The sequence below is a fragment of the Nostoc sp. genome (assembly GCF_036917315.1).
GTDB lineage: Bacteria > Cyanobacteriota > Cyanobacteriia > Cyanobacteriales > Nostocaceae > Nostoc.
Genome location: NZ_JBALDR010000031.1, coordinates 19619 through 36608, shown reverse-complemented (window position 1 = coordinate 36608; position 16990 = coordinate 19619). Strand labels below are relative to the sequence as shown.

The following is a 16990-nucleotide window of genomic DNA, read 5'->3' as shown; positions in this document are numbered from 1 at the left end:
TGATAAAGAAGCTAAGGTTTACTTAAGCCTTGCTTGAGGATCGCCCCAGCGCCGATCAACAGAAGGTGCACAAAGATGATCGCGATCAGTCTCAAGATACTTAAATGTATTCAAATCACCTTGCCAGAAGCTTTCATCAGCGTATTTAGTGTAGAGAGTATAAACACGTTGATAAACTTCCTCAGCAGTCAAGCCTTCAGCGAAAGCGCGATCAATTTCTGAATCACATTCAAAAAATATATCAGCACTTTGAACAGTAAAAATAAAGTCTATATCGTAACCGAAAAAAGCACGACAACCATGTTGGACAAAATCAACTCCGAGCAGTGCAGCTATTTGGCAGGATAAAAAATGAATAATTTTGCCTTGAGATTCTTCTGTACTGTAGTTTCCGACTGTAAAAATTGGATTATTATATTGACCAGTAAAGGTGTCGTAGCTACCATGTCCCACCCCTGTCAAATATACAACATTAGACCTTCTTGCTGCTGACGTAACATAGATACGGCTAGCCAATTGACCTTGGCAACGTTCAATAAAAAAGCCTCTTTCATATACATAAGGATAAACTTTCTCTTGCCTATAATTAAATGCGGCTGTAGTAGCGAAATCATGGTTAGAATCAATTGCTACTACAACCGCATCCATTTTAATTTTAATTTTTCGGCGCTGAGGCTTATCAATCATTGATAATTCCTTTTAACCGACCACTTTCTGCTTCTTTAATTAGTCGGTTAATTAAACGTTGTTCTGCCTCAACTAAAGTTTGTCCAATTGGTGTTTGTGACTGAATCTCAGCAATTGCCCGCTCTTTACTGATAACATCACCTCCAATAGTGGCAATTGTCACTTCTGGTTCGCGTTTTATCCGTTCTACGGTAAGGTCAACTCGTTGCTTTGGAGTCAAACTTGATATAGAAAGGGACTCTTTATTCTTATCCTTAAGGAAGTGACGCAGAGTAACCTGTTGACCTTTGTAGTCAAAACTTACAGGTGAATCTAGCTGTTCAATGATTGCTTTCGGGAAAGTAGACATTCTTTGACCTCCAAGGTTAAAACTCTAAGTTTTACAAAAATAGGAAGTTAGTTTATCCCTTATATCATTCTCACAGAAGCATGTTTGAGTTTAGATTGAATTCAGGCTTGCGATGAGTATGATTAAAGATTGCAATGGGTATGATTTGTATATAAATTTTTATTTATTATATAATTGATATTATGAATATTTTTATATGACAGGGCGATCGCTTTGCTGTTCTCCAGAAGGTATCCAAAAAGCAAGAAGAGCTTTAATTGGTTATTCTTTAACTCAAAAGGTATTAGCTGATGAGTTAGAAGTAACTCGCCAGCCGATCGGAAAATTCTTTACAGGTAAACCTGTTGACCGTAATCTTTTTATCCAGATTTGTGACAGGCTAGACCTAGAGTGGGAAGAAATAGTTGCTGAACCAGCCAGTGAACCAGAGGTAAATCAAGATAACAGCATTGATATTGATGCGATCATACAATTAGTGCGCGAAAAGATAAAACCCCTCATTCAAGAGCGCTGCGGCACAATGCGGGTGTTAGATATGACTCAACCCATTGGGTTGAATGACATTTACACCAGCGTTAATATCCTGGAAAAAATCACTGGGCAACAACGGCTAGGAATTGATAAATTATTAGAACAGTATAAGAGCCAGGATTTTGACCGCTTTGGACTCAATAAAATTCCTGAAAAACGAGTGCCAGGACTGGAAGCGGTTGAGAAATATTCCAAGCTGATGATTTTGGGTAAACCAGGTGCAGGTAAAACCACATTTTTGAAGTATTTAGCGATTCAGTGTATTGAAGGTAAGTTTCAGGCTGAACGTGTCCCGATTTTTGTTAACATCAAAAACTTTGCGGAAGCTGCCAACAAACCTGGATTATTGCAACACGTCACTGAAGAGACGATAAATTCTATCTTTTCTATCCGAGATGTACTAACCTATGGCAAGGCATTAGTTTTACTCGATGGGTTGGATGAGGTTAGAGAAGAGGATAGCGATCGCATCTTAAAAGAAATTCGTGAGTTTTCTGATCGGTTCCTAAAAAATCAGTTTGTGATGACTTGTCGTATTGCAGCACGGGAGTATACCTTTGAGAAGTTCACAGAGGTAGAAGTTGCTGATTTTGACGATGACCAAATTTCTAACTTTACCAATAACTGGTTTAAGGATAAAGCTGTAAAACCAGAGACTTTTATCAAACGTCTCGAAGAGAATAGCCGAATCAAACAACTTGCTGCAAGTCCTCTGCTGCTGACGTTGCTTTGTTTAGCATTTGAAGAGTCAGGAGATTTTCCTGCAAATCGTTCTGAGTTATACAAAGAAGGACTGGATGCGTTATTGAAAAAATGGGATGCCAAGCGGGGAATTCAACGTAATCAGATTTACAAAAAGCTATCAGTCCAGCGTAAAGAAGATTTACTCAGCAAAATAGCGTTGACTACTTTTCAAAGGAGTGAATATTTCTTCAAGCAGAAAGTAGCAGAACATTACATTACAGAATACATTCGCAATTTACCCGGTGCTAATACTGACGAAGAAGCATTGCAAGTTGATAGTGAGCAAGTTTTGCGTTCAATTGAACATCATCATGGACTAGTTGTAGCAAGGGCAAAAGGGATTTACTCATTTTCTCACCTGACATTTCATGAGTATTTCACAGCTAGAGAATTTGTGGTTGTGAGACAGTCATCAGAGGAAGTGCTACAAAATCTTGTTAGCTATATCACTGAAAAACGCTGGCGGGAAGTCTTTTTGCTGGCGGTTGGGATGTCTCCAAGTGCAGATCGGTTATTGCTGTTGATGAAAGAGAAAATTGATTTTATAGTGGTTGATGATCAGAGGTTGCAGGAGTTTCTTCTGTGGGTAAAAGAAAAATCTCTTTCAGTTAATTTTCCTTACAAACCAGCAGCAGTTAGGGCCTTTTACCTCTCCTTCGACCAATCCCTCTCATTCTCCCTCGACTTTGATCTCTCCCTCTCCCGATCCCTTGATCTCTCCCGAACGTTCGACCTCTTCCTCTTCCGAACCGTCAACCTCGACCTCTCCCGAACCGTCGACCTCGACCTCTCCCCATCCCTCGACTCAGAACTCAAGAATTTGCTGCAAAAACTTCGAGAGCAACTACCAAGTAGACAAAACACGAAAGAATATCAGAAATGGTGGTTAGCTAATTGGAACACTTGGTCTGAAGAATTAAGAGAAGTAATGATTAAATATCGTAATATCGGTCATGATTGGCAGTTCAGTAACGAGCAAAAGGAATTGCTTCAGCAGTATTATGATGCCAATCAATTACTGGTAGATTGCTTAAATAGCGATTGTTATGTTAGCCATGAAGTGCGACAGCAAATTGAAGATACTTTGCTATTACCGATCGCAGAGATTAAACAGCGCCAGCAGCAATCTTAAATACCCGTATAACAGATAGTGAATCATTCGTTAAAAAAGCGAAAATGTTTTCCAATTCATAGCAAATAAATTTATAATAAAAGTAATAGTTCGCAGTCAGCCTATTCGCCTCTATTCAATGGCTTAGATATGTGTATATGAGTAATAAAATAGCATTTTAGAACAAAATGATACTCATTTACGTCGTATAAATGTCTCGCCTCTATTTTAGTGACGCACATTAGCAGGATACAAATTCTGAACAGCGATATCTACGACGGTCTACGCCCACGCGATCGCAAAGACTTCCCATCATAATAAGTACTTGTATACGTCTATAGACAGGTTTAAAAACAGTCAGAAACAAACTCAGTGAATCCTCGTCATTAAATACATCACATACACAAAGGATAACCCTCTTATGACACGCTTACATCAATGGAAATATGGAACCGCTGCATTTATGGCAATGGCCGTTACTACAAGCGTCATTAGCCCCCTATTCAGCTTGGCTCCTGCTAATGCTCAATACAACATTGGGCAAAACAGAACTGGGCAATACGGAAACGCTACCATTCCTTCTGGAGTTGCTCTTCCTGTCACCTACGAAAAAGAGACAATTACTATTGCTCCTGGGGAAAGTAAATCTCTAACCTTGAGAATAGCGAACGACATTATCGACAGAAATAGAAATGTCTTAATTCCTGCTGGTACTAAAATAAATGGACGGCTAGAATCTGTTGACTTAGATAGTTATTCCAGAGATACAAGAGATGAGGATAACCAAGGAAAAGGCGTAAGATTTGTCGCTCAAGAATTAGAATTTTCTAACGGTCAGCGTCAGTCGATTAATGCAACTTCTCGGACATACACCACAACTCAAAGAGTTTCACAGAAGCCCAACACAACTCAGGTTTTAACTGACGCAGCTATTGGTGGGGGTGCTGGTCTTTTAGGTTCATTAATTACTGGTAATCGCAGAATTGACGATTTAAAACCTGTTATTGGTGCGGCTGCGGGTGCGGGTGCTAGTGTGCTATTGCGGAAAAAAGAAGGAAATGCCTTTGTCCTCAGACCTGCACAGGATTTAAAGCTCACTCTGAATTCTAACTTGAATTTAGTACCAAGATCGCGCTAATAAATTTAACTTCATTCAAGTTGTGAATTTAATCATTCCTTATATGCGATCGCCATTTTAACTAGAGTGTGCGATCGCCTTTATTTTTAACCCTAAAAACTTCTATTGAACAGCAACTATTACACCTCTATATCGTCTTAATCAGTATCGATATTTATTCTAATACTTATTTAAAATTTGGCTCTATTCTATTCTGTATCTAAAAGAGTATTCAAAATTATAGAATATCCTGATACTTTTATTAAGTAGTAGCGATCGAGGAGCTTTTTCTTGTGGTAATTCAAGGTTTAAATTTAAGCACATATCTTGCAATTCCCGTAGTATTAAGTCTTTTGGTTCCGGGAGACAATATAAAAGTATCTTTAGTTGAAAACGTCCGTCAGGTATCCACTAACAAGGAAATGAGTCTATCTAGCCGTGAGCTAATCAGCGCAAATTCAACACCGAAAACATACTATGTTAGTGGTAGTGGAAACGACAATAATAGCGGACTTTCTACTTCATCCGCCTTTAAAACAATTCAAAAGGCAGCAGACCTTACTAACCCTGGCGATACAGTATTAATAATGAACGGAGTATACACAAATACAGGCAAAGCTGGGAGTGTAGTAAGTATTAAACGTTCTGGAACTGCAAATGCATGGATTAGGTATAAAGCATATCCTGGGCATTTCCCAAAAATTCAGCACAATACATGGAATGGGATCACGATTTCAAATAAAGCTTCATATATCGAGATTAACGGGCTAGAGGTTATAGGAAACAATGCCAATATAACCCTTGATTACGCGATGAGTGAGAAGACTAACAAACAAAACCCACTGACAAATGGAAACTGCATCAGTGTGGATGGACGAACCAATGGTCACGTTCATCACATCCGTATTTTGAACAATAAAGTGCATGACTGTGGAGGAGCAGGTATTTCAGCGATTCAAGCGGACTATGTGACGATAGATAATAATGTGGTATTTAATAATGCCTGGTACAGCGTTTATGGTTGCAGTGGCATTTCAATGTTGAGTAATTGGAATTCTGACAACAACCAGGGATACAAGATGTTTGTTACCAACAACAAGACCTACAACAATCGCATGTATATCCCTTGGATTGCAGTTGGCAAGATCACAGATGGTAATGGCATTATTATCGATAGTACAAGAAATGATGAAAACCCAAAATTGGGTGCATATAAGGGACGTACTTTAGTTAAAAACAATCTTGCATTTAATAACGGTGGATCGGGTATTCATGCATTTTTAAGCGAGCATGTTGATATTGTAAATAATACAGCTTTTTTAAATAATCAGAGTCCAGAACTTAATGGGGGGCAAATATTTGCTCATACCTCATCCGATGTCAGAATTCTCAGAAACATTCTCTATGCTTTTCCTGGAAAAAATATTAATAACAACACTAAAAATGAAAACGTTGTTTATGATTATAATATCTACCTCAATAGCTCTAAGATAACTGCTAAGGGACCTCACGATATTGTTGCAGACTCAGAGTTTTTAAGTAAGCATCCCACTCTCGAAAAAATCTCTGACGATTGGAAATCAGAATTAGATAAACAAAATCCGCCAACGCGAACATCTATAGAGGCTAACTCAGCAGATTTTGTTTGCGATCCAGTGAATTATCCTTTGCAAGACAAACTCATCAAAGTGGGATGCTCCCCGCTATCTTTAGCTCAAACTGCTTTTTCTGATGTTTCACCTAACTATTGGGCGGCACAATTTATTCAACAATTGTCTCAGCAAGGTGTAATTGCCGGATTTCCCGATGGTAGCTTCCGCCCTGAAGAACCGGTGACACGCGCTCAATTTGCCGCGATGGTTGACAAAGCTTTCCAAAAAGCACAGCAACGGCAGGCAATTAATTTTGCTGATGTACCCAGCAACTATTGGGCATCCAGTGCGATTCAGCAAGCTTATACCATTGGTTTCTTATCTGGTTATCCTGGAAATCGCTTTGAACCTAATCAAGCTATTCCCCGCGAACAGGTTTTAGTTTCCCTCGCTAACGGTCTGAAATATAGTCCTAGTGGCAATACTGAAAGCACTCTGCAATACTTCAACGATGCCCCTAACATCGCTAGCTATGCCCGTAGCCCAATCGCCGCAGCAACCCAAAAGCAAATTGTGGTGAACTATCCAAATGTAAAGTTACTGAATCCAACCGCAACTGCTACACGGGCGCAAGTAGCAGCTTTTATCTACCAAGCATTGGTTAGTTCTAATCAAGCCTCAGCAATTAACTCGCCTTATGTTGTGTTAAGACTTAGCAATTAACTCGCCGTATACAGTGGTTGTCGGGTCTACGACTTTAACACCTGTATTAGTCACAATTAGAATCTGTTGACTGAAATAGTTATTCAATAGGCGATCGCTACTTTAACTAGAGTGTGCGATCGCCTTTACTTTTAACCATAAAATTTTCTATTTAACAGCAACTATTCTTTTTCTACATCGTCTCACTCAGTATCTATATTTTTGGAAATTTGCTAATAGGTAATAGTGTGATGACATTACTTCTATCAGCTAGTTCGCTTGGCATATATTTTTTTAATGATGACTGTATGACTAAAGTAATGGTTTTTACCAAAAGCAGAAAAATTAGGAACCTTGTACTTTAGTAAATGTCTAACTAATTAAGAGTTAAAAAAATAATTGTACCGGAGTAAAAAAAATGTTTAACTTAAATCGTTGGCAATCTAGAACAGCTGCACTCATGGCTTTGAGCGTTACAGTCGGTACTGTAGCACCTTTCATTACAGCTTCACCATCTTTAGCTCAAACGACTTTTTCTGATGTTTCATCTAACTATTGGGCGGCACAATTTATTCAACAATTATCTCAGCGAGGTGTAATTGCCGGATTTCCTGATGGTAGTTTCCGCCCTGAAGAACCGGTGACACGCGCTCAATTTGCCGCGATGGTCAACAAAGCTTTCCAGAAAGCACAGCAACGTCAGCCAATCAGTTTTGCTGATGTACCTAGCAACTATTGGGCATCCAGTGCGATTCAGCAAGCTTATACCATTGGTTTCTTATCAGGATATCCCGGTAATCGCTTTGAGCCTAATCAAGCTATTCCCCGCGAACAGGTTTTGGTTGCCCTCGCTAACGGTTTGGAATATAGTCCCAGTGGCAATACCGAAAGCACTCTGCAATACTTCAACGATGCCTCTAACATCGCTAGCTATGCCCGTAGCCCGATCGCCGCAGCAACTGAAAGGAAAATTGTGGTGAACTATCCGAATGTGAACTTCCTGAATCCAACTGCAACCGCCACTCGCGCCCAGGTAGCAGCTTTTATCTATCAAGCATTGGTTAGTTCTAATCAAGCCTCAGCAATTAACTCACCTTATGTTGTGGCTGTCGGATCTACTACTCCAACACCTACATCAGTGACAATTGCTCAAGGGACTGCTATTCCTGTCAAGTATGATAAGGCAGAAAAAATTCTCGTTACAAAGGATGAAACATCACCCTTGACATTGACAGTATCCCAAAACGTGGTGACGCAAGACGGAGCCGTAGTGATTCCTGCTGGTAGTCAAGTTGTTGGTCAACTCAAACCTGCTACGGGTGGTTCTCAATTCGTTGCTGAGAAACTGGTTTTGACCAGTGGTCAAGAGTATCAGCTGAACGCTACTTCTGACGTTATTACCAAAACTGAAACCGTCAAGAAGGGTACTAGTCTTGGTTCAATTATCAAGAATACTGTATTGGGCGCAGGTGCGGCAACTGCGGTATCTGCTGTCACAGGCGATCGCGCCATTGCCACAGAAGAAGTCTTGGGTGGCGCTGGTATCGGTGCATTGGTTGGTCTGTTCTTCGGTAAGAATAGTGTTGACTTAATCGCCATTGACCCAAATACCGATTTACAAATGACCATCAATCAAAACTTGTTGGTTTCACTCAGATAGTCATTGGTCATTAGTCATTAGTCATTAGTATTTACAAAGGACAAAGGACAAAGGACAAATGACTAATTTTGAACTTCCGGCAACCAAATAATAAATGTAGTTCCTGGAGCATTGGGTGAAGTTAATTTAGAGTTGATTGCAGGGCTGAAAACCTCGATTTCGCCCTGCATTTGCTCTATTAATTGTTTAGCGATCGCTAACCCCAAACCTGTGCCAGGAATTTCTGTTTGCGCTTGTACTCCGCGATAATGCCGTTCTCCGAGATGTTCTAAATCTTGGGGTGGAATGCCAGGCCCGTTATCACTAATAACTATTCCCTGAAAATTAGCTTTTTCTTGTCCCGCCTGAATCAAAATTTTGCCACCAGTAGGAGTGTATTTCAAAGCATTATCAATAATGTTAGTTAACACCTCTCGTAATGCTTTGACGTTGGCACGTACTAGGGATGAATTCTCTTTAATTTCAGTTATTAGTTTTAGGTTTCGCTCTTGGGCGATCGCTTTGGCTGATATTAATAATGGTTCTAATATATCTGCTAGAGAGCAGTCAACTGCTTTATCTCCCGTTCCCGGTAATAATAGCGGCGGTTTAGCGTCTTTTTGGATAGTTGCTTCTACAAATACTCCATCTTCCGGTAGATGTAGTGGTGCTAAATCTGCCTCTGTCAAGTCAATTACTTGTTCAAATTGTTGCAGTAATTCTTTAAGGCGATCGCTTTCTCGGACAATACTATTTGCTACATCCCGGTTAGCGTCTGCTGGTCGTAGTCGTTTCAATAGCAGTTTGCCAAAAGTCCGTAACGCCGTTAATGGGTTACGAAACTGATGCAATAGATTATCCAGCAAATCCCGCTGTTTTTCTTGGAGAATTTGTTGCTCGCGCAACTGTTGCTCAAACCATGCTCGCCGCTGATCTAAAATACAAGCGATCGCTAATGTTTGAGCTATCCGTTGAATTTGATTTTGCTCGTGTTCGTTCCATACCCGATCTTTCCTGCGTGTCACCAGTAACCCCATCATCACACCCTCATAAATCAGAGGTAAAACAATTTGGTTGCCACTAAGTAGGTATTCCTCTTTGAGATCGGGTTGAGATGGATCTGGTATCTCAGACTCCCGTGACGAAGTTGGAGATTCTGAAGCTGCTGTCAATAACCTTCCCTGATGATTGGGTAATATAAACGCATTTCCAACTTGAAGTTGCTTATATGCCGTCGCTTCAATAGTTTCCTCTCCTGGCAGCAATAATGCTGTTTCCGGGTAAATCACCACAGGAATAAGTTTGGCATCGCCAGAAGGAGTATCTACCAATTCTTGTGTTAGGTACACAATACTTAAAGTTGCTCCCAGCCCTTGGGTTAGTAGCGCTATTTGCTCTCGACACAGAGCAAGAAAATCAGAACTGGCAGACATTAACATTTTTTAGCTCTTGCTCAAGATTATAGATTTTGAGGCATGATGTAAGAGAGGATACTTAATTTTTACCTCACTCATTTCATAAAGCTTAACTAAAATTTTCTTAGAGATGGTTTCTACTAGGGGATTATATTCTTAGGTGATTTTATTTTCTCGATGTTTCAAAGATATTAACTTTCTTATATTAAAAGGTTAAAAACTATTGATATTCTGAACTAGAACCTATATAATGACGACGGATTTTGTAGCTATCACTACAATCTATAAGCTTGAAAGAGGAGGACAATAGATTGGCAAGGAGACGCAAAAGGAAGAGTCGTCGTCGTCAGGAAGGACGGCGCATTTTGGAGCACGTGCCTCAATATAGCATCGAAAGTGGCGAAGAAAAGCCTGTAACAGCAGCTAGAAGATTCATTCAAGCTGAAGGAATTTTGCCACCAGCGTTGCTACTTGTAAAGCGAAATGAACACACTACAGATCGTTATTTCTGGGCAGAAAAGGGACTGTTTGGTGCTCAATACGTAGAGGAAAACCATTTCTTGTTTCCTAGTTTGAGGGTGTTAGAACCTTCACCAGGTCAAGAACCTCTTGCTTTAGCTAGTCGGTAAACCATAGATGGTCATCTTGAGCATTGAATGTGGCTCCTGACTATTATTAACTGGCAAAATTGCTAAGTTTATGCAAAATTTAATTTTTTTTTAGTTTGTAGCTGATTTGCCAGTAAATCTAGTCCAGGTAGTTGGAAAGTGAACCTGTTTCAAACCACGCTAGATTGCATGGGTTGATACTAATTTGATGATGCAGAAGGGAGTGAGTATAGAGCCAAGCGCGTCTAAAAGGAAGAGTGAAGTTGCGCTCTTATGCCGTAGATGGTTAAGTAAGCTCTGTCAATGAATTTAAGTTAATGAATTTAAATTTTTTCCCCACGACCAAAGTCGTGGGGAAAACTGACAAAGCAGCAGTCTTGATTTTCTCCTGACTACTTTCCATTGCCTAAAGAGTAGGTTAGGTCAGAAGTCTGCATATCATAGTTAAGAGATGGTCGCAAAAATCAACAATTATTTCCCAGGCTTGAGCTGTAGAGTCCTCTGCAACTCACTGAGTTCATCTCGATGGGCGACTACAGTTATCTTACTTGAGGAGGTTTGTTCGCTCTGAGTTGTTTCTACTTTGAGCGACACCTTCTCAAGTCTTCCAGATTTTTTCCAATAAAATAGACCACTTAAAGGCGACAGCAGTACCATCGCCAGAACAAGGGTACTGAGGCTAGGAAAAAGCAGGTATGTAACCAGAGATAGACAAACAATCCCAGTCGCTGCCAGTAAAGTTAGAAATATAGCTAAGAACCAGCTGGGACGAACATTACCTTCAAAAATTACCTGATTTTGTTCTCGGTCTACCGCTGCCACTCGGTAAGACCGCGATCGAAAGTACTCTTTTAATTGAGACATTAAAACAGCTTCATCTTGCTCAGATACCAGTTGCGCTATTTCTATGCGGTCTTTAGTCGAGGCACGAATAAAGAAAAACAGCCCAACCGATAACAACAAGGTTAGCAGGAACGTAGATGGCAGAATAGCAGTATCCATAACTAATTGTTAGTGTTTGACTGGAGGAGACTTATTCATTATCAATGATTCGTTACTTTTTCCTCCCGTTGATGTAGTGAAGCCATTGAAAAGCTAAATCCTGAGCTTGAACTTGCCATTCGGGAGAAACTTGGTACATCCGCCTGGGGCGCCCCCGTCCTTCGAGTTTCTTCCAATATCCAGTGATTGCCTTTTGGTCTTCCAGAAATTTGATTGCACTGTAAAGTACGGTATCTGAAAGCCGATAAACGGGATACTCAGTTTCTAATTGCTCAATCAACTCGGTTCCGTAGGATTCACCTTGTAATAAAACAGACAGTATGTAACAAACTGCTAGTTCCTGACAAAGGTAAGTTGGCGGAGGATTCTCAAAAAATTGATATATATCCTCAAGTTTCATGGTTAGGTGAATGGCTAAAAAAATGCCTTAGGGTAAATTCTATAATCCTTGTAGTCAGTATACAGTGCTACTACTACGCGAGTAATACATATAAAGCTACTTAGACTAGATATCCATTGCGTAAACATCAAACAGTTACCCACGCCTGTGAAGTTGTGGGGCGAGTTTGTGAGTTTTAAGGGCACAAAACAATGTACCCCCACTCAAGCTCGATACGGTGTGGTGAGGAGCGAACAGACAGTGAGAGAGTCACTATCTTGGTGTTAACTGATGCCGAGCTGCTTAGAACTGCTTAAGCAATAAAATGCCATCGAAGAAATTTTACAGGTAAAATGCTGTTTTGTCTGTAAAACTTAATAAACACTTTTTTTTACAGTGATTTTCCCAATGCAAATTCTAAAAGCTTAAGCTAAGGGATATATCTGGGATCGAGCTGCTATGTCAGTGGACACACTTAAGCAGTAACCATTTCTGATTTCCTCGATCGCAGAATTTCTTGTCTTATTTGGCAAGTGTGATAGTAAATTTATCAAAGAAGGCGCTAAACCACTAGGGGAAAGAAGACAGGAGAGGGGAGACGTAGGGAAAGAACTCTCCGTGTCCTCGCATCCCTTCGTCCTCTTGTCCTCGCCTTCTTTTATCAAGCACCCAGCATATTCGCGATCGCTATGTCACAAACTCCCGATGCCCCATCATCTTCCTCGACTCTTAGGGCAATTGCCCAAACTTTTCGCCTTACAGGTTGGATTAGCTTCTGGATTCAGCTAGTACTAGGCGTTGTTTCTAGCATAATTGTGCTGCTGTTCGCTATCTTTAATCAAAGAACTGGCAGTTCTAGTAATAATCCTGGGACTGGCTTTGGCGTATTTTTAGCAATTTGTGGACTGGTTGTTTTAGGTGGGGGGATTTATTTAGCTTACCGTTACACTAGGATTGGCAAGCAACTGGAATCCTCCAATCCCAGCAACCGTCCCAGGAAAAGTGAGACTGTGCAAGTATTACGCTTAGGGGTGTGGGTGAATTTAGGAGGAACGCTAGTGACTCTTTTGGGGGCACAAGCGATCGTTGGCACACTGGTAGCGCGATCCATATCTCCACAAGCGATAACTACCCAATTTTTTGACCCTACCCGAATTATTAGCGGTCTCGATATGCTTGTAGTACAGGCAAACACCAACACCGTCTCAGCCCACTTTGCAGGGCTGGTGGCGTCACTTTGGTTACTCAATCGCATTAACCGACCTTAGAAAAGGCAGTCAGAAGAAAAGGTAATAGTCAAAAATCAGCAATTCTTTTGACTTCTTTTCTCCTCTTTTTCAGCGGTTGTATAGCAATAATTCAAATATGTTGATTGAAGTTTTCCGAAATTATTAAATTAGAGTGTGAACCATAATACAAGTTACTTATATTAGCACCCATCTAAAGAGTGATATTAGAACCGTGATCAGGGTTAATTAATTTTTATTAGAGGTCTGACACTATGAAAAAACTATAAATATGGAAGTTTGGTATACAAGTATTTTTTAGCACATTGATGATTGGATTATATAGTTCTCTAATCTTTATGGAACGCGATAATAGCCAAAATCAGGCAGTGTACTGGAGTGGTTTCTCAGGTGTACTTGCCTACTGGCTACCCTCACCTACAAACACTCAGGAGTCTAGAAAATCAGAAGATTAATACTAAATTTTGGATTTTCAATTTTTCTAGCCCTGGCAATATTGCCAGGACTAGAAAAATTGAAATGCTTGCTTTTCTGCTCATACAAAGCCAAAATCAGTATATGCTGATGTGTTGGCAGGTAGATAATAGGCTAAAAACTGAGAAAAATCTGTGCTGGATATCAAGCAAATACGGGAAAATCCGCAATTAGTTCAAGAACGATTGAATAGTCGTAGTGGTAAATACGACATCGAACCGATATTACTGTTAGATCGGCAACAACGGGAACTTGAGGGGAGGCGTAGTCAACTCCAAGCCCGTAGCAACGAAATTGGTAAAATAGTTGGCCAAAAGATTAAATCTGGGATTAATCCTCAAGACCCAGAAATTCAAGCTTTGCGGGATGAAGGTAACTCTGTCAAAGCGACATTGAGTCAACTGGAACCCCAAGAAAAAGACCTCAAAGCTGAAATTGCTCAACTTGTGTTGGCACTTCCCAACTTGCCAAGTGACTCTACACCCCTTGGAAAGAATGAGGAAGATAACGTAGAAGTGCGCCGTTGGGGTGATGAGTACATTCCCCAAAATCCGAATATTCTTCCTCACTGGGAAATTGGCGAAAAGCTGGGTATTCTCAATGTTGAACGAGCTGTAAAAGTTGCCCAAAGTCGCTTTGTGACATTAATAGGTGCTGGTGCGGCATTGGAGAGGGCATTAATTCAATTTATGCTGAGTCTCCATACTCAAGCTGGGTATGTGGAAGTCAGTCCGCCACTGTTAGTGAATACTGAGTCTTTGACGGCGACAGGTCAGTTACCCAAGTTTGCAGAAGAAAGCTTTAAATGCGCTGATGATGACTTATGGCTGATTCCTACAGCTGAAGTTCCAGTTACAAATCTCTACCGGGGTGAAATTCTCGCTGCTGAAGATTTGCCTATTTACCACTGTGCCTTTACTCCCTGTTTTCGCCGCGAAGCTGGTAGTTATGGGCGCGATATGCGGGGATTAATTCGCCTGCATCAATTTAACAAGGTGGAAATGGTGAAATTTGTCGAACCCAGTACGTCTTTTGATGAACTGGAGAAATTGGTGGGGAATGCAGAAGCAATTTTACAGGCTTTGCGGTTGCCTTATCGAGTAGTAAATTTAAGTACTGGGGATTTGGGATTTGCCTCTACCAAAACTTATGATTTAGAGGTTTGGTTGCCCTCTTCTGGCAAATATCGCGAAATTTCTAGCTGTTCCAATACTATAGATTTCCAGGCGCGACGGGCTGATATTCGCTTCAAAGAGGCGGGGAAGAAAGGCACTCAGTTCGTACACACTCTGAATGGTTCAGGTTTGGCGGTGGGAAGGACGATGGCAGCAATTTTGGAGAATTATCAACAACCTGATGGGACGGTGAGGATACCAGAAGTGTTGCAACCTTACTTGGGACGTGAAGTTTTATAATTTGTCATTAGTCATTTGTCCTTTGTCCTTTGTCCTTTGTTAAAAACTAATGACCAATGACCAATGACCAATGCCCAATGCCCAATGCCCAATGCCCAATGCCCAATGCCCAATGCCCAATTAGAATGGAGATAACTATAGCTTAATATCTTCACAATTTACTCTATGTCAGTTTTAGCAGCGATCGCAGTCTTGGCTGTTTTGATCTTGGTACACGAGTTGGGGCATTTTGTTGCAGCACGTTCTCAAGGCATTCTCGTTAACCGTTTTTCTTTGGGTTTTGGCCCAGTTCTTTTAAAGTACCAAGGTTCACAAACCGAATATGCTGTCCGCGCCTTTCCTTTGGGCGGTTTTGTGGGCTTTCCCGATGATGACCCCGATAGCGATGTTCCACCCAATGACCCAAATCTGCTGCGTAACCGTCCAGTTTTAGACCGGGCGATAGTTATCAGTGCTGGAGTAATCGCCAATTTAATATTTGCTTACTTGGTGTTGGCTCTGCAATTGGGTATTGTCGGCATTCCCAAGGAATTAACCTATCAAGCTGGTGTCATTGTACAGCCTGTTAATCAAGAATCTGTTGCCTATCAAGCAGGAATTCGGGAAGGAGATATTATTCTGGCTGTTAATGGTCAAGAACTCCCGGCTTCTGACAAATCAACTCCTTTGCTGACTAAAGAAATTCAAACTCATCCCAATCAGCAAATCGAACTGAAAATTCTGCGTGAAAACCAACAACAAACCCTGAAATTAACACCGAAATTGGGAGCCGATGGTAAAGGCGTAGTTGGTGTGGCACTCAGTCCAAATGCTACAGCAATTTATCGCCGTCCTAATAGTCCTTTTGAAATTTTCGGTCTTGCTGCTAATAGATTTCAACAATTATTTGTTGGGACACTCAGCGGTTTTGGGCAGTTAATTACCAACTTTCAACAAACTGCTGGACAAGTTTCTGGGCCAGTTAATATTGTCAAAATAGGTGCAAAATTAGCTGAGGATAATAGCGTAAATCTGTTGTCTTTTGCGGCAATTATCAGCATTAACTTGGCTATTATCAACATTTTGCCTTTACCCGCTTTGGATGGCGGACAACTCGCTTTTCTGCTGATTGAAGGTTTACGCGGTAAGCCTGTACCCGCCCGGATTCAAGAAGGTGTAATGCAAACCGGTTTGGTGTTACTCTTAGGCTTAGGAATTTTTCTAATAGTCAAAGAAACTACCCAATTAACTAGCCAATTGGAATGGGTACAAAAATTATTCCAGTGAGCGTTACTACCCGCAAATCGTTATCTAAAAAGCAACGGGCAATAGAAATTTTAGCTCGTTTGAAGCGTCTTTATCCAGATGCTACTTGCTCTTTGAACTACTCAACGCCAGTACAACTATTGGTAGCAACGATTCTCTCGGCTCAATGTACTGATGAGCGGGTAAATAAGGTGACACCAGCTTTATTTGGTAAGTTTCCTGATGCTGAGAGTTTAGCGATCGCTGACTTGGTAGAATTAGAAACTTTGGTGCGTTCAACCGGATTTTATCGCAATAAAGCCAAGAACATTCAAGCCGCCTGTCGGATGATTGTCACTGAGTTTAACTCTGTTGTCCCCAACCAGATGGAGCAATTATTAAAGCTTCCCGGTGTGGCGCGCAAGACAGCAAATGTAGTTCTGGGTCATGCTTATGGGATTAATGCTGGCGTGACAGTAGATACTCACGTCAAGCGCCTCAGCGGACGTTTGGGTTTAACTGAACATACAGACCCCGTTCGGATTGAGCAAGATTTAATGGGTTTATTGCCTCAGCCTGATTGGGAAAATTGGTCAATTCGGCTGATTTATCACGGTCGTGCTATTTGTAAAGCCCGCTCTCCCATCTGCGTTGCTTGTGAGCTTGCCGATTTATGTCCTGCTGCAAATAAGCCAGTGGTTGTAGGGTAAGCGACACAAGTAACCCCAGAATTGATGGAGAGACTGTAGAATGG

14 protein-coding genes and 1 pseudogene are annotated in these 16990 nt (G+C 40.9%); 9 read left to right on the top strand and 6 right to left on the bottom strand.

The genetic code is table 11. From position 1 onward, the window contains the following. Positions 1-18: 18 nt before the first annotated feature. Positions 19-687 carry a hypothetical protein gene (locus V7K84_RS14865; protein WP_334839142.1) on the bottom strand — a complete coding sequence of 223 codons (669 nt, stop codon included), beginning with the start codon at positions 685-687 and terminating at the stop codon, positions 19-21. Beyond that, the gene (locus V7K84_RS14860) at positions 680-1036 is read right to left on the bottom strand and encodes a hypothetical protein (protein ID WP_334839140.1); all 357 of its coding nucleotides are present in this window, start codon (positions 1034-1036) and stop codon (positions 680-682) included. The genes V7K84_RS14865 and V7K84_RS14860 overlap by 8 nt, the downstream gene beginning before the upstream one ends. Before the next feature lie 196 nt (positions 1037-1232). Here V7K84_RS14860 and V7K84_RS14855 point away from each other — a divergent pair, with 196 nt between their 5' ends. From V7K84_RS14855 to V7K84_RS14840, 4 genes and pseudogenes are all read left to right on the top strand, one after another. After that, the gene (locus tag V7K84_RS14855; protein ID WP_334839139.1) at positions 1233-3443 is read left to right on the top strand and encodes an NACHT domain-containing NTPase; all 2211 of its coding nucleotides are present in this window, start codon (positions 1233-1235) and stop codon (positions 3441-3443) included. A gap of 400 nt (positions 3444-3843) precedes the next feature. After that, the gene (locus V7K84_RS14850; protein ID WP_334839137.1) at positions 3844-4560 is read left to right on the top strand and encodes a conjugal transfer protein TrbI; all 717 of its coding nucleotides are present in this window, start codon (positions 3844-3846) and stop codon (positions 4558-4560) included. A gap of 1634 nt (positions 4561-6194) precedes the next feature. Further along, positions 6195-6836 (top strand): annotated as a pseudogene (locus V7K84_RS14845) (S-layer homology domain-containing protein); the annotation flags it as partial. Between the two features lie 415 nt (positions 6837-7251). Beyond that, positions 7252-8493, top strand: coding sequence for an S-layer homology domain-containing protein (locus V7K84_RS14840; RefSeq protein ID WP_334839135.1), 1242 nt, complete (start codon positions 7252-7254; stop codon positions 8491-8493). A 62-nt stretch (positions 8494-8555) separates the two neighbouring features. Here V7K84_RS14840 and V7K84_RS14835 read toward each other — a convergent pair whose 3' ends face one another. Then, on the bottom strand, positions 8556-9911 hold the full coding sequence (locus V7K84_RS14835) for a GAF domain-containing sensor histidine kinase (protein ID WP_334839133.1): 1356 nt from the start codon (positions 9909-9911) through the stop codon (positions 8556-8558). A 287-nt stretch (positions 9912-10198) separates the two neighbouring features. Between V7K84_RS14835 and V7K84_RS14830 the strand changes: the two genes are divergently transcribed. Further along, entirely contained in the window at positions 10199-10516 is a 318-nt protein-coding gene (locus V7K84_RS14830) for a DUF3155 domain-containing protein (RefSeq protein WP_041566316.1), read from the top strand. Between the two features lie 450 nt (positions 10517-10966). Here the strand turns inward: V7K84_RS14830 and V7K84_RS14825 are convergent, their stop codons facing one another. Both V7K84_RS14825 and V7K84_RS14820 read right to left on the bottom strand, forming a co-directional pair. Then, positions 10967-11497 carry a cofactor assembly of complex C subunit B gene (locus V7K84_RS14825; protein WP_289798054.1) on the bottom strand — a complete coding sequence of 177 codons (531 nt, stop codon included), beginning with the start codon at positions 11495-11497 and terminating at the stop codon, positions 10967-10969. Positions 11498-11549: 52 nt separating this feature from the next. Beyond that, positions 11550-11897 carry a PadR family transcriptional regulator gene (locus tag V7K84_RS14820; RefSeq protein ID WP_334839131.1) on the bottom strand — a complete coding sequence of 116 codons (348 nt, stop codon included), beginning with the start codon at positions 11895-11897 and terminating at the stop codon, positions 11550-11552. 668 nt (positions 11898-12565) lie between these two features. Between V7K84_RS14820 and V7K84_RS14815 the strand changes: the two genes are divergently transcribed. Further along, positions 12566-13144: a DUF3611 family protein gene (locus V7K84_RS14815; RefSeq protein ID WP_334839129.1), complete on the top strand. Its 579-nt coding sequence runs from the start codon at positions 12566-12568 to the stop codon at positions 13142-13144. 587 nt (positions 13145-13731) lie between these two features. After that, a complete protein-coding gene (gene serS / locus V7K84_RS14810; protein ID WP_334839127.1) occupies positions 13732-15012 on the top strand; it encodes a serine--tRNA ligase in 1281 nt (426 codons plus the stop codon). 11 nt (positions 15013-15023) lie between these two features. Here the strand turns inward: serS and V7K84_RS14805 are convergent, their stop codons facing one another. After that, complete coding sequence (locus V7K84_RS14805) at positions 15024-15167, bottom strand: hypothetical protein (protein WP_334839125.1); 144 nt, start codon at positions 15165-15167, stop codon at positions 15024-15026. Between the two features lie 10 nt (positions 15168-15177). Here V7K84_RS14805 and rseP point away from each other — a divergent pair, with 10 nt between their 5' ends. Together rseP and nth are read left to right on the top strand one after the other, a co-directional pair. Beyond that, positions 15178-16278, top strand: coding sequence for an RIP metalloprotease RseP (gene rseP / locus V7K84_RS14800; RefSeq protein WP_334839123.1), 1101 nt, complete (start codon positions 15178-15180; stop codon positions 16276-16278). Beyond that, positions 16254-16946, top strand: coding sequence for an endonuclease III (nth, locus tag V7K84_RS14795; RefSeq protein ID WP_334839121.1), 693 nt, complete (start codon positions 16254-16256; stop codon positions 16944-16946). The genes rseP and nth overlap by 25 nt, the downstream gene beginning before the upstream one ends. The last annotated feature ends 44 nt before the right edge of the window (positions 16947-16990 follow it).